This window comes from Marinitoga lauensis, assembly GCF_004135675.1.
Lineage (GTDB): Bacteria > Thermotogota > Thermotogae > Petrotogales > Petrotogaceae > Marinitoga > Marinitoga lauensis.
Map to the genome: position 1 here is coordinate 324,736 of NZ_QHLX01000003.1, position 20,558 is coordinate 345,293.

Consider the following 20,558-nt stretch of genomic DNA (forward strand, 5'->3'; position numbering starts at 1 on the left):
GCTCCTCAAACAACAACTGGTGCTGCGTCAACTTCAGCCGCGGGAAGTATTTGGAGTTTATTATTTCCATTTATTTTGATTTTTGGGTTAATGTATTTCTTAATTATAATGCCTCAAAAAAGGCAGGAAAAAAAGCATAGGGATATGTTATCTAAACTAAAAAAAGATGATAAAATTTTAACACAATCAGGAATAATAGGAAAAATAGTAAATATAAATAATGATTTTGTTAGAATTAGAACAGCTGATAAAACTGAATTGGACATAACTAAAAGCTCAATAGTAGCAATTCTTTCTAAATCAAATAAAGAAGAAAATAAAAAGTAATTTTCAAGGGGTTGGTTTTGTGAAGTCACACAAAGTTAGAGTAATCATTTCGGTAGTAGTTATACTAACAGCATTATTGATGTTTTTCTGGCCATCAAAAACAGCCAGTGAAAATACAGGAGTTTTTAAATATTTTTCTAACATTAAGCTTGGGTTGGATATTAAAGGCGGGAGTATGCTGGAGTATAACATGAAACTTGATGAAGGAACAGATCCTAATGAAATTATTGATAATGTTATTTTGGTTCTAAGAAAAAGATTAGATGCTGCAGGATACACAGAAGCTGTTGTATCAAAAGTTGTTAGTGGGAATAAGATAAGAGTTCGTGTTGAAATCCCAGGAATTACAGATATTGAAACTGCAGAAAAGTTAATAGGCAGTAGAGGTAAATTATATTTTGCTGAAGTAATTGATGTTCAAACATCAGATACAAAACCAGAGATTAGAAGAAATAAATATGTTGTTATTAATGGTAAAGAAGAACCTATATATGATTATGTAAGGGATTTATATGATGAAACAACATGGTATAAAGTTCAAAAATATTTTACATTTGGAAAGGAACCTTTTGAATTTACTGGAACTGAAGTTGTTGATGCTAATGCTGATATCAACACAAGAAAGAAAGGATTTTTGGTAAATTTAAAATTCAGCTCTCAAGGAAGCAAAAAATTTGAATTAATAACTGGAAACTTAGTTGGAAAAAGATTGGCTATTATTCTTGATAATAGAGTTATTATCGCACCAGTTGTTAATCAAAAAATTACAAGTAGTTCAGCTGTAATTGAAGGTATTCAGACAATTGAAGAAGCAAGAAATGTGGCTGCTTTGATAAAGGCAGGAAATTTGCCAGTTGATTTAGTAAAATTCCAGGAAAGAACAACAGGTCCAACATTAGGAAAAGATGTTGTTGAAACAATAGTAAAAGCTGGATTGTTGGGTTTATTAGTTGTTATGGTTTATATGATAGCTTTTTATGGTTGGATGGGTGTCGTTGCGGATATAGCTTTATTATTTAATTCAATGTTATTATTAGGTGTTTTAGCTGGGACACATGCAATATTAACATTACCAGGTTTAGCAGGTATTATTTTGACATTTGGTACAACTGTTGATGGTAATGTAATTATTTATGAAAGAATAAAAGAAGAATTAAGACATGGAAGACCTCCTTTAACAGCCGTTAGATTCGGTTTTGATAAAGCATTTTGGACATTGTTTGATGCTAATTTGACTACAGTATTAGCAGGTGTGGTTCTTTATTATTTTGCAACAGGTACTGTAAGAGGATTTGCGATTACATTGATTATTGGTGTTTTAGGTAGTATGTTTACAAATTTAGTTGTTTCAAGAGCAATTCTTGAATCAACAAGTCATCTAATTAATGTGAAAAAGTACCAAAGTGCGGCTGTAGAGGAGGGGAAAAGATGATTGATTTTGTTGGAAAGAGGAAAGTATTTATTCTTTTATCATTATTATTAGTAATAACTGGTTTAATATTTGTTTTTACCAAAGGTTTTAATTTAGGTGTAGATTTTGCAGGTGGAACAGAATTTGTAATATCTTCTGATAAAGAAATAAGTATTAATGAAATAAGAGATATATTAAGTTCAATAAAATCGGAGTATGCAACTGCAAAAATTGCTAAATTAAAAAATCTGAACGTTGAAAACTCTGAATTATTCCAATATTCAGTAGTTCTAAAAGAATCATTATCAGGTTCTACAGCATTGAAAGAAGAATTAATAAAATCTATGAAAAGTAAATTTTCAGAGAAGGGCATAAAAATCGATTTTCTGGAATTTAATGACGTTTCTGGTTATGCTGCAGAAGAAATCAAATCATATGCATGGTATGCAGTTATTATTTCGTTAGTATTATTATTAGCTTATATAACATTAAGATTTAAATTTTCATTTGGTGTGGGTGCAATTATAGCTTTAGCTCACGATATTATTATCACAATGGGATTTTATTCCTTATTTGGTATTGAAATCAATGTCGCTGCAATTGCTGCATTTTTGACATTAGCAGGTTATTCATTAAATGACACTATTGTTGTGTATGATAAAATAAGGGAAAATATGAAAAAATTAAGAGGTAAAAAATCAATAGAAGAAATAGTAAATACAAGTATTAATGAAGTTATTGTTAGATCAATTAACACATCACTTACAACATTCTTGGTAGTATTGCCAATATTAATCTGGGGTGGAAGAGCGATTGCTCCGTTTGCTTTTGGATTAGCAGTAGGTGTAGTAGTAGGTACATATTCTTCATTGTATATTGCAAGTCCTATTGTTATTGGATGGATAAAAAAAGCAAAAACATTCTAATAATAATAATTAAATCAAAGCCCCTTTTGGGGCTTTTAGTTTCTAAAAAATAAAAAAGGGGCGAATCCCTTCGCCCCTAAATTAGTTGTATTATCTGAGTAATTGTAATACCTGTTGAGGTAACTGATTAGCTTGAGATAACATAGCAGTACCAGATTGCATAAGTATCTGTTGTCTTGTGTATTCTGCCATAACTTTAGCCATATCAGCATCTCTAATTCTTGATTCAGCAGCTGTTAAGTTTTCAGAAGCAACACCTAAGTTCTTGATAGTATGTTCAAGCCTATTCTGAGCAGCACCCAATTTAGCTCTAAATGCAGAAACCTTATAAACAGCGGCATCTATAGCACTAATAGCAAATTCAGCGCCACTTTGTGAGTCAATTTTTACACCTGATGTGATTCCAATGTCATCAGCTTTCATACTTTCGAAACCAAGATTAATAACCTGACCTTCATTAGCTCCAATATGATAGTTCAATGGATTTACACCAGTGGAACCAGCTGTAACCTGTCCATATGCTGCAACTACTGCACCATCAACTTTTGTTCCAGAAGCTAATGTTCCACCATAATCATCAATTTTTGCAATTTGGTTAGTATCCCACGTAATAGTTATAGTTCCTCCACCGGCTACAGTAACTTGAATACTTCCCGCACTAACGGTAGTTATAGAAGATCCTACAGTTGTTATTCCGTTAGAATCAATTCTTTTTACGATAACATCTAATTGGGAAGTAGCTCCACCACTGAATTGACCAACTTCTATAACGAAATTGGCGTCATTTGTCATGCTTGCTGAATAGGCACCAATGGCAAAATGGCCAGAACCTGGAGATACTATTTTAGCTTCTGCGTTTCTTGTTTCTTTCAAAGAGCCATCCAACAAGTTTTTAGTATTAAACTGTGTTGTTTTAGCAATTCTGTTGATTTCATCTCTTAATTCTGTAAATTCGTTTTGCAATTGAACCCTATCAGCATCAGTATTTGTATCTGTGGATGATTGAACAGCCAGTTCTCTCATACGTTTTAATATTGAATGGATTTCATCCATTCCACCTTCAGCGGTTTGAATCATTGATATAGCATCCTGTGCATTTCTTACAGCAGTATCAAGACCTTTTATCTGGTTTCTCATTTTTTCAGAAATTGCCAAACCTGCTGCATCATCTGCTGCTCTGTTAATTCTTAAACCAGAAGAGAGTTTTTCTAAAGATTTACTCATCTCACCCTTAACGCTATTAAGTGTCCTCCATGCGTTTAAAGCTTCCATGTTGTGATAAATTCTCATAATTTCACCTCCGTGTGAAATGTAATATATTCTCTAACCGTTATATATTTCGTCTCTTTTTTTTGAAACTTTAATACATAAAAATACAAAAAGGGGCGAATCCCTTCGCCCCTAAATTAGTTGTATTATCTGAGTAATTGTAATACCTGTTGAGGTAACTGATTAGCTTGAGATAACATAGCAGTACCAGATTGCATAAGTATCTGTTGTCTTGTGTATTCTGCCATAACTTTAGCCATATCAGCATCTCTAATTCTTGATTCAGCAGCTGTTAAGTTTTCAGAAGCAACACCTAAGTTCTTGATAGTATGTTCAAGCCTATTCTGAGCAGCACCCAATTTAGCCCTGAATGCAGAAACCTTATAAACAGCAGCATCTATAGCACTAATAGCAAATTCAGCATCGCTTTGTGAATCTATTTTTATTTCTGAGGTAATACCAATATCATCAGCTTTCATGCTCTGGAAACCAAGATTAATAATTTGTCCTTCATTAGCTCCAATATGATAGTTTAATGGATTTACACCACTGGAACCTGCTGTAACTGCACCAAATACAGCAACTGCACCACCATCAACTTTTGTTCCGGAAGCTAATGTTCCGCCATAATCGTCAATATCTGCTAATTGATCCTGTTCCCAAGATATCTTAACGCTTCCGGCACCTACGTTAAGAACAGTTGAATTTGCGGCTTTTCCAGCAGCACTTGTTACCAATGTACTACTTTTGCCTCCAGCAGTAATTATGGTTAACTTAATATCGATACCTGAAGTAGCTCCACCGCTAAATTGACCGACTTCTATAATGATATTAGCATCTGTGTAAGTATCAGATACAAGGCTGGTTGAAAAGTGAGCGGAGCCTGGAGAAACTAATTTAGCTTCTGCATCTCTTGTTTCTTTCAAAGAGCCATCCAACAAGTTTTTAGTATTAAACTGTGTTGTTTTAGCAATTCTGTTGATTTCATCTCTTAATTCTGTAAATTCGTTTTGCAATTGAACTCTATCAGCATCAGTATTTGTATCTGTAGATGATTGAACAGCCAGTTCTCTCATACGTTTTAATATTGAATGGATTTCATCCATTCCACCTTCAGCAGTTTGGATCATTGATATAGCATCCTGCGCATTTCTTACTGCAGTGTCAAGACCTTTTATCTGGTTTCTCATTTTTTCAGAAATTGCCAAACCTGCTGCATCATCTGCTGCTCTGTTAATTCTTAAACCAGAAGAGAGTTTTTCCAGAGACTTACTCATCTCACCTTTAACACTATTAAGCGTTCTCCATGCGTTTAAAGCTTCCATGTTGTGATAAATTCTCATAATTTCACCTCCGTGTGAAATGTAATATGTTTTTCAACCGTTATATATTTCGTCGCTTTTTTTTGAAACTTTAGAGAAAAAATGGTAAAATTATAAAAATAAGAATTAAAGGAGGAAATTATGTTTTTAGATAATATTCCTAAAAGAATTAGAATTAATTATGAAAAATCATTTCCATTATTTTTAAAAGGTGGAGATATCGCTATTTTACTAATCCATGGATATACTGGGACTCCACATGATATGTATTATTTAGGCCAAAGATTAAATGAAGCAGGTTTTACAGTATCAATACCTCGACTGCCTGGTCACGGAACAAATTCAATCGATTTTTTAAACAGCAACTGGAAAGATTGGTTAAGAAGAGTTTTAGATTCTTATATTGAGCTAAAAACAAAATATAGGAAAGTTTATGTTTCTGGATTATCTATGGGTGGAGTTTTGACTTTGTTATTAGCTGCACAATTTAATCCAGAAAAAATAGCCCTGGCAGCTCCTGCACTTGAGGCTACAGATTGGAGATTGAAATTAACACCGATAATGAAAATATTTGTTAAAAGATTAAAAAAAAATAAGAAATTTGAATATGAAGAAGAAGGGCTGAATAAGTTAGCAAGAGAATATTGGGATTATGATTGGCCTTCAAAAGCTGCAGATTTGTATAAACTACAACGTTTGGCTAAAAAAAGATTGAGCAAAATAAAAAGTGATACGTTGATAATAGTTTCTAAGAAAGATAAGACGGTTCCTTTAGAAGTTGCGGATATTATAAAAAATAATATCTCATCACATGTAATCAAAACTGTAATTCTTGAAAAAAGCCCGCATGTTGTGGTTAATGATATAGAAAAAGAAAAAGTAGCAGATGAAATTATCAAATTTTTTCAGGAAAATACACTATAAAAGTTATTTTCTTCTATAATATTCTTCGAATAATTTATTTTTTGATATCATTTTACCATTATTATCAAGAGCATAAGAATATGCAATATTTGCTATTAATAAAGCATCTTTTAAAGATTTTCCATCGAATAAAGCATTTATTATAGCGCTCTTAAAAGCACATTTTGCTTCAAATTTAGAAATGCGTTTATCTGAGAAAGGTTCTATTTCCCAAATTTCCTTTGAAAAACTAAATAATATATTTCCGTTATTTAAAAACGTGGTTTTATATATATAATGAATATTATCAGGTAAAAGGGTATTTTCATTAGTAAAAACAAAATCTCCAAAAATTTCTTTGTTTTCAGGAATATGAATACTTTCTTCAAAATCCAGAAATAAAAATTTTCCCATAAGCTTGATATTTCTGGCTAAGTTGTTATCCCAGTGAGGTAATATTAAATACACACTTCTAACATTATTATATATTTCAGAAAGGGCATTTAGTGTAAAATTATAGTTTAATTTTTCTATGTTTTTAAAATCTTTATAAACCTTTTCTTCATTGTTATCCAAGATTTTTAAAACTCTTTTTGTTCCATAAGGTTGTCTTGCGAAAAATAAGTTTATTTCTTTTTGTTCGAAATATTTATTCACTAAATCAAAAAATTCGTCATTGCCAAGAAAATCAAAAATAACAGGGAATATGCCCATTTTTTTTAAATGTGTTGCTATTTTAGTACCAATCCCATTAATTTCAAGAGAAATATGGGGAATTGAGAGTATAGATTTTATTAATACTTCAATTCCTCCAATTATTAAGATATCCTGTTTTCTTTCAATTTCGTATAAAGGGAGCATTTTTTCTTTTATTTGAAATTGTATTCTCATAATTTTACCCCCTACTTTCTATATCTAATATTATAGGAATTTGGATCAGGCCAATTGAAATCTATTTCTAATTTTACATTGAATTTTTTTCTAATTCTTTCTTTTTTTCTTTTGTAAAGTATCCAGATAAATTATGGTAAACACTGGCATAAACCTCTTTTATATTATGTTTTTCTTTTAAATCAGTTAAAGATTCCTCTAATTCTTTTAAAGCCCTTCTAAAAACAATTCTAGGAGAAGCAATTTTCCCGGTCCCCTGGCAAATTGGGCATTGTGTAAATAATAATGCATCAATTGAAGGAGTGGTTCTTTTTCGCGATAATTCCAGTAATCCTAATTTGGTAAATCCAGAAATAGAAACTTTGGCTTTATCTTTCAACGTTTCTTCGCGAAAAATATTTATAATTTCCTCTTTATGATAATTATCTTTCATATCTATGAAGTCAATAAGTATAATCCCTGCAATATTTCTAAGTCTTAATTGTCGTGCTATTTCTTTTGCAGCTTCAAGATTTGTTTTAAAAGATGTTGTTTCAACATCTTTTTCAAGAACATTGCTGGCAGAATCCACATCGAAAACAGTAAGAGCTTCTGTTTTATCTATAGTAATTACTCCACCGCTTGGGAGCTCTATTTTTCGAGCGAAGAGGTCGTCTAATTGCTCATATATTTTTGCCCAACTAAAGGCATCAATATCGACTTTTCTAACTTTTAAATTAGAATATTGAGTTTTTAATTTATTAAAAATTTTAAATAATTCGATATCATCAGTTATTATTTCATATGTATTATTATCTAATTTTTCTCGTAAAATATATTGGACGAAATTTTCATCTTCAAATAATAATGTTGGTTTATTATACAATTTTGCTTTTTTTAAAATATTATTCCATATTAGTTTTAAATTATAAAATTCGTTTTTTATACTTTCGAAATCAACATTTTCACTATTCGTTCTGAATATTAAACCTTCCTCTTCTGTTTCAATCAATATTTCACCAATTTCTCTTAATCGATCTTTTTCTGATAAAGAGAAAATTTTTTTTGATATTCCTATACTGTTTTCTCCATATGGCATATAAACCATATATCTTCCGGGAATATCTATTCGCATCGTTAATTGAGGCCCTTTTCTGGTATTTCCGTCTTTTTTTACCTGAACTATAATAAATGAGCCTCTATGTAAAGAATTTGGATCTACAGTGGTGTCCTTAAACCTTAAGAAGCCGTTTTTTTTGGTACCAATATTAACAAAAAAAGATTCTAATGCAGGAACGACATTTTCTATTCTACCGAGAAAGATTTTTCCTGATAACTTTCCAGCCTCTAAATCTTCGAAAAAAATTTCCATTAATTTATCATTTTCAAGTAAGGCAACACGCATCTCTTCAGAATGTTTGCTAAAAACAAGGGATTTTTTCATATTATCACCTACATCTCTTTTTTTCAATCTATTATATCACAATCTTTTTCAAAATATAAAATTAAATATCTTTAAAATTTGGGCGATAAATAATTTAGAATTTCTCAAGGAGGGACAAAATGAAAAAAGGATTTTTATTTTAATACTATTATTGCTACTACCATATCTACTCTTTTCTGAAACATATTATGTTATAGGAAATGTAGTGTATAAAGGTTCTGAAAAATTGAAAAATGAGAAGGATTATAATGTAGAAATCATATATCCTGAAAAAGAATTAAATGATTATTCGGATAAAAAAGTAATTATTGTGAATAATAGTGTAAAAGAAGTATTAGGTGAAATTTATTCACAAAATGGGAATGTAAATTCTTCACAATTAAATAATATAAAAATGGTAGGGAATATAATTGAAAAACAGGAAAAAGTAAAATTATTTGAAAAATCGCATGTTTTTTCGTATTTTTTACCAAAAGATTATAATTACTGGAAAGTTGGTGGAAGAAGAGAAGACAAAAATGATATGGATTTGAGCGTGCTTGAAAATACTATATGGTATAGAATACACAAAGAAGGGTATTCTGAAAATAATTTGTATAAAGATTTTGAGCTACCATATGGTGAAAATTCATTTGTTGACTTTTATGCTGAAATTGCAGGTTGGTGAGTAAAAGTAAGCTTTTACCGGAAGATGCATACAGTTTAGCAGGCATTATTTTTTCATTTTTAGATGAAAACAAAAGGAGTATTGATAAATTTTCATTTGTCTGGAGTTCATCGGAATATCCTTTTAAAGAATATCTGTGGATAAATCCTATGCCATTAACAAATTCCAAAGAATTTTCTATAGCTTTTAATGTAAAAGATATTGTGAATGATAAAAATGTGAAATATTTGAGAGTTATTTTTTGGACTTATGGTAATAAGCATTATAAAACATTAACTTCTGATTTGTGGATAAGAAACGTTAAAATAAGATTATCAAAATCAAAATAGATTAGATAAATAAAAGTTAATAAAATAATTTTACTGAGACTGAAAAGTCTCAGTTTTGTGATATAATTATAGTATACAAAGTTTTATTTTAGTACTTTTGAGTATATATAAAAATAAAATCAGGAGGCGGTATATTTATGAAAATTTTTTTAGATACAGCTAACTTAGAAGAAATCAAAACAGCTAAAAATTGGGGAATTATTGATGGAGTAACAACTAATCCAACATTAGTTTCAAAAGAAGGGAATATTGATTTTGAAACAAGGGTAAAGGAAATTTGTGATGTTGTAAAAGGACCAGTAAGTGCAGAAGTGGTTTCCATGGATTATGAAAATATGGTTAAAGAAGCCAGGCATTTAGCCTCATTAAGTGAGTACGTAGTAGTAAAAATACCAATGACCCAGGATGGAATAAAGGCTGTAAAAACATTGTCTTCTGAGGGAATAAAAACAAATGTTACTCTTGTTTTTAGCCCACTACAGGCATTGCTTGCTGCAAAAGCAGGAGCTACATATGTAAGTCCATTTATTGGAAGAGTAGATGATATAGGTAATCAAGGTTTAGAATTAATAGAAGAAATTTTGCAGATATATTATAATTATGATTTTGATACACAAGTTATAGCAGCTAGTGTAAGACATCCATATCATGTTGTTGAAGTTGCTAAAATGGGATGTGATGTAGCAACAATTCCATTTGGAGTTTTACAAAAGCTTTTTTTCCATCCTTTAACAGATAAAGGAATTGAGAGGTTTAATGAAGACTGGAAAAAATATTTAAATTCTATAAAAAAGTAAAATGTTAAAGAAATATATTGCTGAAATTGTTTCGAGGAAAATTGAAGGATTAGATAATAGAATAATAAAAGCTTTTGAGAAAGTCCCACGTGAAAAATTTGTTTTTAGTGGGATTTCGATTGATTCAATATATTCTGATCAAGCGATTCCAACTTTTTATGGAAAGGATTTTCTTTCAACTTCAAGTCAACCATCTTTGATGGCTTTGTTTTATAAAAAAGCTAACTTAAAAGAAGGGATAGGGTTTTAGAAATAGGAACAGGTACAGGATATAATGCTGCTATTATTGCTGAAATAGTAGGAAAAAAAGGAGTAATAATTACAACAGAACCAGAACCGGAAATTTTTCAAAAAGCTAGAGAGAATTTAAGTATGTATGACAATATTATGGTATTGAATAAAGATGGTTATTATGGGTATAATGAGGAAAAATTTGATATAATATTTTCAACGATAGCTGTTGATGCAATTCCAGTGACGTGGATTAATCAATTGAAAAAAGACGGGAAAATTATATCTCCAATAGTTTTAGGTGATGATTTGACAGATTACACATTTTTAATTGAAAAGAGTGAAAAAGAAATAACAGCAAGATTCTTAATACATACCTCTTTTTTGAGAGCATTAGGGAAATTATCTTTTAAAAATGAGATAAAATTACAAAATAATGACTTTGATATAGAAATAAATTTAAATATACCAAAAAAATTATTTGAATTTTGTGTGACTTATTTTAATCCGCAAAATGAAAATATTTCGATAGATTCTGAATATGGATTATACAGAAAAGGTTTGTTGAAATTTAAAGGTGGGAATTTATTGGAAGTTATTAAGAAATTAAAAAATGTAAATTTATTTTCTACACGGTTTAAAGGCAAAATTATTTACGATTATTTGAATTTTATCCCATACTAATGGAGCTGATTTTATGTCTGATGTTATGCTGAAAATAGTGAATTCAAAGATTGCGTTTCCAGATATTGAGATAATTACAGGAGAAAAAGTGGGAATATATGCGAATAATCCAGATGAACTATTTCGCAATTTATTAAAAATAATAATCAAGCCTAAAAAATATACAGAAGAATATGTTTTAGAAGGTATGGAAGCAGAGAATTTGTCTTATTTTAGTAGAAGAATTTTTCATGTTATATCTACGGGGTTATGGAATGAAAAAAATATAAATAAATTAATAGAAAACAAGCCTGAAAATAGGAAAATAATAATTTTATTAATAAAAGAAAGTGAAATTGATTTGAAGAATATAGTAGATATTTCAATATATATAGATAAAAATTTATCTCAGGAAAATATTTTAGTAATAACTGACTCAAAAGACTTTCTTGAAGCGATATGTGATAGAGTAATTGATATAAATGGAAATGCTTTAGAATTAGAAGAAGGAATATTTATTAAACGTTTGGATAATATGGAAGAAATTGAAAATATAAATGAAATTGAAGAAAAATATGTTCCACTAATATTAAAAAAGAGAGAATTAAATGTGAGGGGAATATGAAAGTAAAAAAGATAAGTATATATATATTATTGGTTATATTTTTTTCTATTTTTTTGTCATTATCACAAATAATATTCGATTTTATATTTCAAAAAGAGCCATATTTATATTATGGTTCTTTTCCTATTGAAAGTAATAATTTAAAATTTTCAAAGGAGTTTCCACAACAGGCTAAGGCTGTTTTATCATTAGAAGGAGATATATTAAAAGTATATTTGCCCAAAAATAGCAAATATTTTGATTTAATTTTGAAAGATTTAAAAGTATTTTTATATGATACCTCTATTAAATTGAACAAAATTGTAAAACCATATTTCATTGAAAAAGAAAATTTAAAAACTCCAGAAGTGTATAATTTTTATATAAAAATTATAGGATTGGTATTTTATTTCACAATTTTTATCAGTGGTCGAATATTTACTATATTTGATAAAAATAATTTGATTTTGTTTATGTTGCATTATTATAAAGAATATTTTAAAAGAGTCTTTTTTCTTTTATCAGCTATTTTTTCATTTATTGCAATTGAGCTTTTGATTTTACATGATATTAGCGAATTATATCTATTTTTAATTTATGCATTATTATCTATATTGCTTACTTCTGTTTTTGAAAATATTTATTTAAATATATTAATTCCCTTAGTTTTTTCAATAATTGCTTTGTTTTTTGAAAATATTATATTTGCTTTATTTATTTTATTAGCAGGATTTATTATTAGTATTGTCTATAATTACATATCGATTTTTTATAATAAAACAATTAACGTTAAGGAGGAAAAGGAAGTTGAATGAAATAAAAGATAAAATTTTAAAAGAATTAAAAGAGATGGTAAATGAAGTAAAAAATGTTCAAGAATTCCAGATTTTAAAATCGAAATTTTGGGTAAAAAGGGTGAAATATCTAATTTAATGAAGCAAATTTCTAAGGTTGAAAAGGAAAGAGAAAGGAATTTGGTGCCTTTGTAAATGGTATAAAAAAAGAGGCAGAAGAGATTTTAGAAGAAGCTCTTTTGAATTTAAAGAAAAAATGAAAGAAGAGGAAGAAAAAAGAATTGGATAGATATTACGTTGCCAGGAGCAAAAAGAAAAATAGGATATGAACATATATTAAAACAAACAATACGAGAAGTTTATGATATATTCTCAAATATGGGATATAAAATTGTTGAAGGTCCAGAAATAGAAACAACATGGCATAATTTCGATGCTTTAAATACTCCAGAATGGCATCCAGCAAGGGATATGCAGGATACTTTTTATATAGAAGATAATATTATTTTAAGAACACATACTTCACCTGTTCAGGTGAGAACCATGTTGAATCATAAGCCACCGTTGGCGATAATTTCACCGGGTAGAGTATATAGAAAAGATGAACCGGACGCAACACATTCACCGGCTTTTAATCAAATAGAGGGATTGTATATAGATAAAAATGTTACTGTAGGGCATTTAAAAGCAACTCTTGAGAGATTTTTAACCATGTATTTTGGTGGTTCAAGAAAGGTATTATTAAGACCAAGTTATTTCCCTTTTGTTGAACCGGGGTATGAAGTTGATGTTGATTGTATGTTCTGTGGTGGAAAAGGATGTAATGTATGTAAAGGAACTGGATGGATAGAGATATTAGGTGCAGGTTTGGTTCATCCAAATGTATTAAAGAATGTAGGGTATGATCCTGATGAGTGGCAGGGTTTTGCATTTGGAACAGGTGTGGAAAGAATTGCTATGTTAAAACATGGAATTGCAGATATGAGAGAATTTTATAGAAATGATATGAGATTTTTAGGGTTATAAGGGAGGAATAGTAGTGAATATATCAAGAAATTGGATTTCTGAATATATAGATTTAAAAGATGATACAGATAATTTGGTGGATAAAATAAAATTACATTCTACAAATGTTGAAAGTGTTGAAAAGTTAGGTGAAGGCATTAAAGGAGTTATAGTAGGTAGAATATTAGAAATAAAAGATCATCCAGATGCAGATAAAATCGTTATTTGTAAAGTGGATGTTGGTGATAAAACATTACAAATATTAACTGCTGATAAATCAGTAAAAGTTAATGATTTGATACCAGTGGCTATTGATGGTGCGGTATTGGCTGGTAATTTTAAAATAAAGTCAAGAAAAATGAGAGGTATAATGTCTGAAGGTATGATGTGTTCTTTAGAAGAATTGGGATTGGAAGAAAAATCAGAATATGTGTATAAAATTCCAGATGATATAGATCCTGGAACGGATTTTGTGGAATATTTAAGGTTAAAAGATGACATTATAGATATAGAAATTTTTCCTAATAGACCGGACTTATTATCTTACTTAGGAGTAGCTTCGGAATTCGTAGCTATTGATGCTGCGGAAAATTTAGGATATCCTGAAATTATTAAAGTAGAAAAGGGAGAAGGATTTCCTGTATATATTGAATATGAAGGATGTAAAAGATATTCTGCATTGGTAGTGGAAGATGTGGAAGTTAAACCATCACCTGCATGGTTGGTAAAGAAATTAGCAACTGCTGGAATAAGAAGCATAAACAATATAGTAGATATCACAAATTATGTTTTATTGGAAACAGGACACCCTGTTCACGCATTTGATATGGATTTAATTGGAGATAAGATTGTAGTTAGAAAGGCAGAGAAAGGCGAAAAAGTTGTATTATTAGATGAAAAAGAGTATGAAATGAATGGTACAGAAACATTGATTACAGATGGTGAAAAAATACTGGCTCTTGGTGGAATAATGGGAGGGCAGGATTCTGGTATAAACGAAAATACAAAGAGTGTATTATTAGAAGTAGCTTATTTCGATCCAGTAAATATTAGAAAAAGCGCGAGATATCATAAAATCTCTTCAGATTCTTCATATAGATTTGAAAGAGGTGTGGATCCAAACGATGCAGAATTTGTAATGGGAAGATTAGCTTATTTAATAAAAGAATTGGCAAATGGTAAGGTATCTCCCGTAATGACAGATGTATATCCTCAATATATAGAACCAAAACAAATTTTTATTAGAAGCAGTTATGTAAATGAAAGGTTAGGAGTAACAATAAAAGAAGAAAAAATAAAAGAAATATTAGATAAATTAGGTTTTAAGAGTGAAAAAGTAGAGAATGGATTTAAGGTTACTGTTCCTACAAGAAGACCTGACATAACAGAAGAGATAGATCTTGTTGAAGAAATTGGAAGGATATATGGCTATCATAATATACCATCAGTTTTACCTCAAAACAATTTAATTGGTGGAATTTCTGATTATATTAAGTTTAGAGAAAAGGTTTCAGAGGTAATGAGATTAAATGGATACAATGAAGCATTTACATTTGCATTTATGGATAATTCAAGAATGTGGTTAAAAGAAGGAGAAGTATTTTTATCAAATCCAATATCTTCAGAACTTGGAACAATGAGACCTTTACTTGTTTATGGATTTTAGAGTCTGCATCATATAATTTTAGAAATCAAAGCAGAAATATAAAGTTATTTGAAATTGGTAAAAGCTTTTTAAAAGATGAAAATTCTGAAACTAAGGTGAAAGAAATAGAAAAATTGGCTTTTGTAAGTGTGGGTGAAGAAAATCCATATGATTATACTGATAAGAGGGTTGTAAACTTCTATACATTTAAAGGTGCTGTTGATAATCTATTTGATTACTTTGGAATAAATGCAGAATTTAAGAGAGAAAATGTAGAAGGCATGTCTTACTCACAAACAGCAAAAATTTATGTAAATAATACTGAAATTGGTTTTATGGGAAAGATTGATAAAGATATTGCAAAAGATATTTATGATATCAATCAGCCTGTTTATATAGCAGAAATAGATCTGGAAAAGATGTATACATTTAAGAGAGATAAGAGAAAAGCAATTTTATCAACAGATTATCCATCAATGAGAAGAGATTATTCCATGTTAGTAGATGATAAAATAACCTTCCTGGATATAAAAAATATAATATTAAAAGTTGGAAAGAAATTGGTAGAAGAAATAAAGGTATTTGATATATATAAAGGTAAAAACATAGAAGAAGGGAAAACAAGTATTACAATAACTGTAACCTATAGAGCTAAAGATAGAACATTGACAGACGATGAAATAAACAGGATATCTGAAAAAACAATAAAAATGTTAGAAAGTGAATTAGAAATACAGGTTAGAAATTAAAATATAATATTAATATCTGGCAAAAAATAGTCGATATGTATTATGATAGGATTTTATGGAGGTGCTTAATATGGATATAAATAAATTGAACAGGGTATATCAACAGTATGTAAAAAATGAAACGTTAAAAAAAGAAAATAAAATAGGGAAAACCTCCAATGAAAGTAGAATAATAAAACAGGATAATTCTCCTGTAAAGGTTTCAGTTGATGGTTCTTCGAAAAAATACATAGAAATGGCCAGGAATGAAATCCCTGAAATAAGGGATAACCTCGTGGAAGAGATGCGCCAGGCCATAGAACAGGGATTATATAAAATCGATGTGGATAAAATAGCAGAAAAAATGCTTGGAGGTTTCTAAAATGCCAGATATTAATATAAAAACAATAATCCACGAGGAGTTAAATACCCTCGTGGATCTTTTTTATTTTATGGAAAAATTGAAAAATGGAATATTAAATAATGATGATGTGAAATCATTAAATTTTATTGTATCAAGAATAAGCGAAAATGCATTGAGATTATCGCGTATTGAAAAGAAAAGAATAACAATTTTTGAAAAAATTGCTATTGAAAATAAGATAAAAAATACATTAAACGACTTTATAGAATATTTTTCATCTAAGAATGATGAAATTGTTAATTCATTAAAAGAATTAGCAGAAAAATTAGTGGAAATATCTTCACTAAATAATGTGTTAAAAGATTTGTTAAAGACAAAGATTGAATACAACGATTTATTAATAAAGCTCTACATAGAACCAAAAAATAGCGTGCCAGTTTATAATAAAAACGGTTTATATAATAAGACAATGAAACAGGGGAAAGCAAGCTGGCAAGGTTGAGGTGATAAAATGTCATTATTTAATACATTGCATACTGGTATCTCTGGAGTTTTTACAAATAAGATGGCAATGAATGCAGTATCCCAAAACATTGCCAATGCAAATAACCCGGATTATTCAAGAAGACAGGTAAATATGTCAACTAATGCCACTATAAATTATGGAGGATTTGAATTAGGAAGTGGATCTAAAATTGAGTCAATAGAAAGAGTCAGAGATAAATTTTTAGATATTCAATATAGAAAATACAACAGTAATTATAATTATTGGAAAACAATGAATTCTAATTTAAACTATATTCAATCTCTTTATGGTGAACCATCAGAAGATGGTTTTAGAAGGGCATTTGATGATTTTTGGGGATCAATTCATAAAATATTATCAGAACCAACCGTGCCTGAAAATAAGAGGGAACTTGTTTATAAAGCACAGGAACTTTCAAATAAGATGAATACTTTATATTCGGATATTGAAAATGTTCAGAAAAATCTAAATGATGACGTAGAAAAAAATGTGAAAGAAATAAATTCTAAGTTGAGCGAATTAGCGGAATTAAATAAGCAAATAAAAGAATTAAAAGTACAAAATATAGATGCTAATGATTTACTGGATAAAAGAGATAAGATTTTAGATGAGCTATCAGAAAAATTTGATTTTGTAACTAATGAAAAAAAAGATGGACAGATAAGTATAATATTAAAAAATCACGAAATATTAAATGGAGAAGTGTATAAAAAATTAAGTGTAAAAGAGATAAACAATAAAAATTATGTGTTTGTAGATAATGGAATGTTAGATATAAAAAAGGTTCTTTGGGTGCAACCATTGAATTAAGAGATAATATAATAAAAGATCAATTGAATAGATTAAATGAATTGGCTGCTACATTTTATGATACGTTAAATTTGATTCATGAAGAAGGATATGATGTAACTGGAACAATAAGAGGAATGAATTTTTTTAATGAATTAGAATCTGGCAATTTGGAAACGGATAAATTACGAAGAATTTCTGGAAATGTTTTATTAAGTGGAGAACCGAAAAATTATGTTGATAGTTATATAAAATTCAACCAAAATGCAATAAGTGATATAAAACTTAATTTTGATATAAGTTCTGGGAATTAATAAATATAGAAGATGGGTTTGAAGATAATAATGATTATACAGCGACAATAAATTCTGGAGAAACGCTTGATAATTTAAATACAGGAAATAAATTTAGGGGTAACTTCAATTATAAATACAGTACTCAAAGTGGTGGATTACTGACGTTTTCCAATGAAGGTGGGTCTTCGTTAGATAATCGATTAATCATAGATTTTAATAGGAATGTTTTTAAACAATTAGGAATGCCTACAAAAGATATTAATGCATTAAAATGGACGGATATTCCACCAACAACAATGCAGGGAATTATGACTTTTAAAGGACCAGGGAATTACTCTGAAACGCTCAATTTACAGGGAGTAACTTCATTAAATGAAATAGCTCAAAGGATAAATACAGATGCGGACGGCGATGGAATAAGTGATGGTGGATTAAAATTAGTTAGAGCATTTGTCCGAAATAACGAATTATATGTTGTTCCAACAGACAAATCCTATCTGGATATGAAAAATGTAATAGTAGATGATCCAAATGGTATGCTTCATGAAATGAATTCTAATACAGTAAGTTTATCAGTACTGGATTCCTCACAAAATTCTCTAAAAAATTCATTTGGACTATATGCTTATAAAACTAAAAATTTTGACTTATCTTCCTACTCTGCAACAGATAATGTGAATATAACAATAAATTATAAAGATAGTACTCCACAATATACAGCAACAATAACAAAGGCCGGATTAAATGGAAGTACAATAGGAACTAACAGTGAATTTCAAATTGTACAGAATGGAGAAGAATTTGAGATTTTACCAGGTGCTGACGGAAGCACATTTAGCTGGAATAACATTGATAATATTGAAATAAAAGTTGGGTCTGATACAATAAAATTGGAGAATTTTTATTATGATGAAGCTTCCGCCGCAACAAAACTTGTTAATCAAGGGTGGGCTGCTGATACACAGAGTGCAAAATTAAAGTTGAAATCTGATTCAGATTTAAAATGGAGAATGGATTTTCTTGATTTTGGTTCTTTTATATCAATTCAGGGTAAAAAAGTTCAAATAGATTTTCATAGAGATACATTAGAAAGTTTGGTTGAAAAGATAAATCAAACGAATACGGTGTTTTAGCATATTTTACACCAGGAGGAAGGTTTGTATTAAAAGCGGATAAAACACTTAATTATGATCTAAAAAATGCTGAGATCAAAGGACCTGAAAAATTATTTGAGATGCTTGGATTATGGAAGCATGAAGATACTACACAGGCATATTCCGAAAATTTTACATTATTAAATCCAGATTATGATGCAACCACATTAGAAGATAAATTAAAATATGCTTCAAAATTTATTTTATCAGATAATGTAAAAGTTGCAAAAAATTTAAAAGTAAAAGATTATCTTTTGAGTAACCCAGATATGCTTGCTATGGATATAGGGAAAAAAGTTGATACTGATAATGATGGAGATGTGGATACGATTATTCCAACTGGGAACACTCTTCTTCACTATGGAAGAGGGTACTTATTAAAAAGTGCTAAAATTTTTTCAGATGGAAGACATGATTTTGAAGATTATATTTCAGATATGATTACTGATGTAGGGTTGTCTGGAGAGAAAGCAAAAAGAATGGAAATCAATACAGATAGTTTAAGAACAGAATATCTTAATCAAAGAGAAAGTGTAAAAGGAGTTTCATTGGATGAAGAAATGACAAATATGATAAAATATCAACAGGCATTTAATGCAGCAGCAAAGGTGATTAATGTAGTTGATGGAATGCTTGATAGAATAATTAATGGATTGATGAGGTGATTAATATGAGAGTTACTCAAAGTATGATAGCAAATAATGCTATAAACAATATCAGGAATTCATTGCTACGAAGAGAAGAATTGAGTGAGGAAATATCTACAGGGAAAAAGATTAATAAGCCATCAGATGATCCGGTCAATGCTGGAAAGTCCAGTTATTTGATGAGTAGAAACAGATTGCTTAATGGATATATAGAAGATATAAAAAATACACGCTCTGTACTCGTTTATTATGATACTGCTTTGCAGGAAATGCAGAATGTTAATCATAGAATAAAAGAATTAGCTGTTCAGGCAGCTAATGATACACAAACGGTTGAGGATAGGCATCATATTGCTCTTGAACTTAAACAATTAAAAGAACATTTATATAAATTAGCCAATACTCAAATTGGAGGTAAGTATATTTTTGGTGGTGCAAAAACTAATGTTCCACCTGTTAGAAAAGAAAACGAGACGGTTGTAATAAATACTCCACAAGAAGCAAATATAAGGGCTAAACTTCCAGTGGAACATATAGATATTGAGTATGGTGTAACAGTGTATGATGTATTTAAAACGGATTCTGGAGAAACAGTTTTTGGAATATTAGATAGACTTATTGATTCTGCAGAAAGTGGAAATGATGATGATATTGAGAGAGATTTAGGCTCTTTAGACAGCGTTTTGAATAAGGTTAATGCAAATCTGGCAAGAGTTGGTAGTGTTGATAATATGTTGGAGTCAATGGAAAAAAGATTTGAAAAGGTTGTGGATAATAATACGGATATTATTAACAATCTGGTGGGACAGACTTGCCAAAAGCGTTAAGTGATTTGTCTCTTGAACAA

Annotated in this window: 24 protein-coding genes and 2 pseudogenes; 22 read left to right on the top strand and 4 right to left on the bottom strand. The window is 29.5% G+C overall.

Features of this window, described 5'->3' with window-relative positions; genetic code table 11:
• Window positions 1-75 precede the first annotated feature (75 nt).
• Genes yajC through secF form a run of 3 tightly spaced genes read left to right on the top strand, consistent with a single transcriptional unit; the run spans window position 76 to window position 2,664 of the window.
• A complete protein-coding gene (gene yajC, locus DJ007_RS06790; RefSeq protein ID WP_240739334.1) occupies window positions 76-327 on the top strand; it encodes a preprotein translocase subunit YajC in 252 nt (83 codons plus the stop codon).
• Window positions 328-346: 19 nt separating this feature from the next.
• Complete coding sequence (secD, locus tag DJ007_RS06795; RefSeq protein WP_129408890.1) at window positions 347-1,759, top strand: protein translocase subunit SecD; 1,413 nt, start codon at window positions 347-349, stop codon at window positions 1,757-1,759.
• On the top strand, window positions 1,756-2,664 hold the full coding sequence (gene secF, locus DJ007_RS06800; protein WP_129408892.1) for a protein translocase subunit SecF: 909 nt from the start codon (window positions 1,756-1,758) through the stop codon (window positions 2,662-2,664). The genes secD and secF overlap by 4 nt, the downstream gene beginning before the upstream one ends.
• A gap of 90 nt (window positions 2,665-2,754) precedes the next feature.
• Here the strand turns inward: secF and DJ007_RS06805 are convergent, their stop codons facing one another.
• Window positions 2,755-3,954, bottom strand: a complete 1,200-nt coding sequence (locus DJ007_RS06805; protein WP_129408894.1) for a flagellin N-terminal helical domain-containing protein — start codon at window positions 3,952-3,954, stop codon at window positions 2,755-2,757.
• A gap of 125 nt (window positions 3,955-4,079) precedes the next feature.
• Complete coding sequence (locus DJ007_RS06810) at window positions 4,080-5,276, bottom strand: flagellin N-terminal helical domain-containing protein (protein WP_129408895.1); 1,197 nt, start codon at window positions 5,274-5,276, stop codon at window positions 4,080-4,082.
• 120 nt (window positions 5,277-5,396) lie between these two features.
• Between DJ007_RS06810 and DJ007_RS06815 the strand changes: the two genes are divergently transcribed.
• A complete protein-coding gene (locus DJ007_RS06815) occupies window positions 5,397-6,179 on the top strand; it encodes an alpha/beta hydrolase (protein ID WP_129408897.1) in 783 nt (260 codons plus the stop codon).
• 3 nt (window positions 6,180-6,182) lie between these two features.
• Here DJ007_RS06815 and DJ007_RS06820 read toward each other — a convergent pair whose 3' ends face one another.
• Window positions 6,183-7,049, bottom strand: coding sequence for a hypothetical protein (locus DJ007_RS06820; RefSeq protein WP_129408898.1), 867 nt, complete (start codon window positions 7,047-7,049; stop codon window positions 6,183-6,185).
• 73 nt (window positions 7,050-7,122) lie between these two features.
• A complete protein-coding gene (locus DJ007_RS06825) occupies window positions 7,123-8,472 on the bottom strand; it encodes an Rne/Rng family ribonuclease (protein ID WP_240739335.1) in 1,350 nt (449 codons plus the stop codon).
• Window positions 8,473-8,623: 151 nt separating this feature from the next.
• On the opposite strand from DJ007_RS06825, the gene DJ007_RS06830 reads away from it, so the two are divergent.
• The 18 genes and pseudogenes from DJ007_RS06830 (at window position 8,624) to flgL (ending at window position 20,538) form a co-directional block, all read left to right on the top strand.
• Window positions 8,624-9,139, top strand: a complete 516-nt coding sequence (locus tag DJ007_RS06830; RefSeq protein ID WP_206076188.1) for a hypothetical protein — start codon at window positions 8,624-8,626, stop codon at window positions 9,137-9,139.
• On the top strand, window positions 9,136-9,468 hold the full coding sequence (locus DJ007_RS06835; RefSeq protein WP_129408901.1) for a hypothetical protein: 333 nt from the start codon (window positions 9,136-9,138) through the stop codon (window positions 9,466-9,468). The genes DJ007_RS06830 and DJ007_RS06835 overlap by 4 nt, the downstream gene beginning before the upstream one ends.
• Before the next feature lie 137 nt (window positions 9,469-9,605).
• On the top strand, window positions 9,606-10,265 hold the full coding sequence (gene fsa, locus DJ007_RS06840) for a fructose-6-phosphate aldolase (RefSeq protein ID WP_129408902.1): 660 nt from the start codon (window positions 9,606-9,608) through the stop codon (window positions 10,263-10,265).
• Between the two features lies 1 nt (window position 10,266).
• A pseudogene (locus tag DJ007_RS06850) lies at window positions 10,267-11,180 on the top strand (rRNA adenine N-6-methyltransferase family protein).
• 13 nt (window positions 11,181-11,193) lie between these two features.
• Entirely contained in the window at window positions 11,194-11,784 is a 591-nt protein-coding gene (locus DJ007_RS06855; protein WP_129408907.1) for a hypothetical protein, read from the top strand.
• On the top strand, window positions 11,781-12,578 hold the full coding sequence (locus DJ007_RS06860) for a hypothetical protein (RefSeq protein ID WP_129408909.1): 798 nt from the start codon (window positions 11,781-11,783) through the stop codon (window positions 12,576-12,578). The genes DJ007_RS06855 and DJ007_RS06860 overlap by 4 nt, the downstream gene beginning before the upstream one ends.
• Window positions 12,571-12,696, top strand: a complete 126-nt coding sequence (locus DJ007_RS19050) for a hypothetical protein (RefSeq protein WP_276318691.1) — start codon at window positions 12,571-12,573, stop codon at window positions 12,694-12,696. The genes DJ007_RS06860 and DJ007_RS19050 overlap by 8 nt, the downstream gene beginning before the upstream one ends.
• Window positions 12,666-12,752, top strand: coding sequence for a hypothetical protein (locus DJ007_RS17440; protein WP_240739367.1), 87 nt, complete (start codon window positions 12,666-12,668; stop codon window positions 12,750-12,752). The genes DJ007_RS19050 and DJ007_RS17440 overlap by 31 nt, the downstream gene beginning before the upstream one ends.
• Window positions 12,753-12,854: 102 nt before the next feature.
• Window positions 12,855-13,583: a phenylalanine--tRNA ligase subunit alpha gene (gene pheS / locus DJ007_RS06865; RefSeq protein WP_240739336.1), complete on the top strand. Its 729-nt coding sequence runs from the start codon at window positions 12,855-12,857 to the stop codon at window positions 13,581-13,583.
• Window positions 13,584-13,659: 76 nt separating this feature from the next.
• Window positions 13,660-15,560: pseudogene (gene pheT / locus DJ007_RS06870) on the top strand (phenylalanine--tRNA ligase subunit beta); the annotation flags it as partial.
• Window positions 15,561-15,701: 141 nt separating this feature from the next.
• The gene (locus DJ007_RS17445) at window positions 15,702-15,956 is read left to right on the top strand and encodes a phenylalanine--tRNA ligase subunit beta-related protein (RefSeq protein WP_240739368.1); all 255 of its coding nucleotides are present in this window, start codon (window positions 15,702-15,704) and stop codon (window positions 15,954-15,956) included.
• Window positions 15,957-16,026: 70 nt separating this feature from the next.
• A complete protein-coding gene (flgM, locus tag DJ007_RS06875; protein WP_129408911.1) occupies window positions 16,027-16,317 on the top strand; it encodes a flagellar biosynthesis anti-sigma factor FlgM in 291 nt (96 codons plus the stop codon).
• A gap of 1 nt (window position 16,318) precedes the next feature.
• A complete protein-coding gene (flgN, locus tag DJ007_RS06880) occupies window positions 16,319-16,801 on the top strand; it encodes a flagellar export chaperone FlgN (RefSeq protein ID WP_129408912.1) in 483 nt (160 codons plus the stop codon).
• Between the two features lie 9 nt (window positions 16,802-16,810).
• Window positions 16,811-17,635: a flagellar hook-associated protein FlgK gene (gene flgK, locus DJ007_RS06885; RefSeq protein WP_129408913.1), complete on the top strand. Its 825-nt coding sequence runs from the start codon at window positions 16,811-16,813 to the stop codon at window positions 17,633-17,635.
• On the top strand, window positions 17,614-17,928 hold the full coding sequence (locus tag DJ007_RS06890; RefSeq protein WP_129408914.1) for a FlgK family flagellar hook-associated protein: 315 nt from the start codon (window positions 17,614-17,616) through the stop codon (window positions 17,926-17,928). Before flgK ends, DJ007_RS06890 begins: the two co-directional genes overlap by 22 nt.
• 224 nt (window positions 17,929-18,152) lie before the next feature.
• Window positions 18,153-19,043, top strand: a complete 891-nt coding sequence (locus DJ007_RS06895; RefSeq protein ID WP_129408916.1) for a hypothetical protein — start codon at window positions 18,153-18,155, stop codon at window positions 19,041-19,043.
• Between the two features lie 101 nt (window positions 19,044-19,144).
• On the top strand, window positions 19,145-19,729 hold the full coding sequence (locus DJ007_RS06900) for a flagellar basal body rod C-terminal domain-containing protein (protein ID WP_129408918.1): 585 nt from the start codon (window positions 19,145-19,147) through the stop codon (window positions 19,727-19,729).
• 5 nt (window positions 19,730-19,734) lie between these two features.
• Window positions 19,735-20,538 carry a flagellar hook-associated protein FlgL gene (gene flgL / locus DJ007_RS06905; protein ID WP_129408920.1) on the top strand — a complete coding sequence of 268 codons (804 nt, stop codon included), beginning with the start codon at window positions 19,735-19,737 and terminating at the stop codon, window positions 20,536-20,538.
• The last annotated feature ends 20 nt before the right edge of the window (window positions 20,539-20,558 follow it).

Coding starts and splice junctions, on each gene's coding strand:
- secF (WP_129408892.1), top strand. CDS start 1,756: ATGATTGATTTTGTTGGAAAGAGGAAAGTATTTATTCTTTTATCATTA.
- DJ007_RS06805 (WP_129408894.1), bottom strand. CDS start 3,954: ATGAGAATTTATCACAACATGGAAGCTTTAAACGCATGGAGGACACTT.
- DJ007_RS06810 (WP_129408895.1), bottom strand. CDS start 5,276: ATGAGAATTTATCACAACATGGAAGCTTTAAACGCATGGAGAACGCTT.
- DJ007_RS06815 (WP_129408897.1), top strand. CDS start 5,397: ATGTTTTTAGATAATATTCCTAAAAGAATTAGAATTAATTATGAAAAA.
- DJ007_RS06820 (WP_129408898.1), bottom strand. CDS start 7,049: ATGAGAATACAATTTCAAATAAAAGAAAAAATGCTCCCTTTATACGAA.
- DJ007_RS06825 (WP_240739335.1), bottom strand. CDS start 8,472: ATGAAAAAATCCCTTGTTTTTAGCAAACATTCTGAAGAGATGCGTGTT.
- fsa (WP_129408902.1), top strand. CDS start 9,606: ATGAAAATTTTTTTAGATACAGCTAACTTAGAAGAAATCAAAACAGCT.
- DJ007_RS06855 (WP_129408907.1), top strand. CDS start 11,194: ATGTCTGATGTTATGCTGAAAATAGTGAATTCAAAGATTGCGTTTCCA.
- DJ007_RS06860 (WP_129408909.1), top strand. CDS start 11,781: ATGAAAGTAAAAAAGATAAGTATATATATATTATTGGTTATATTTTTT.
- DJ007_RS17445 (WP_240739368.1), top strand. CDS start 15,702: ATGTTAGTAGATGATAAAATAACCTTCCTGGATATAAAAAATATAATA.
- flgM (WP_129408911.1), top strand. CDS start 16,027: ATGGATATAAATAAATTGAACAGGGTATATCAACAGTATGTAAAAAAT.
- flgN (WP_129408912.1), top strand. CDS start 16,319: ATGCCAGATATTAATATAAAAACAATAATCCACGAGGAGTTAAATACC.
- flgK (WP_129408913.1), top strand. CDS start 16,811: ATGTCATTATTTAATACATTGCATACTGGTATCTCTGGAGTTTTTACA.
- DJ007_RS06895 (WP_129408916.1), top strand. CDS start 18,153: ATGCCTACAAAAGATATTAATGCATTAAAATGGACGGATATTCCACCA.
- DJ007_RS06900 (WP_129408918.1), top strand. CDS start 19,145: ATGCTTGGATTATGGAAGCATGAAGATACTACACAGGCATATTCCGAA.
- flgL (WP_129408920.1), top strand. CDS start 19,735: ATGAGAGTTACTCAAAGTATGATAGCAAATAATGCTATAAACAATATC.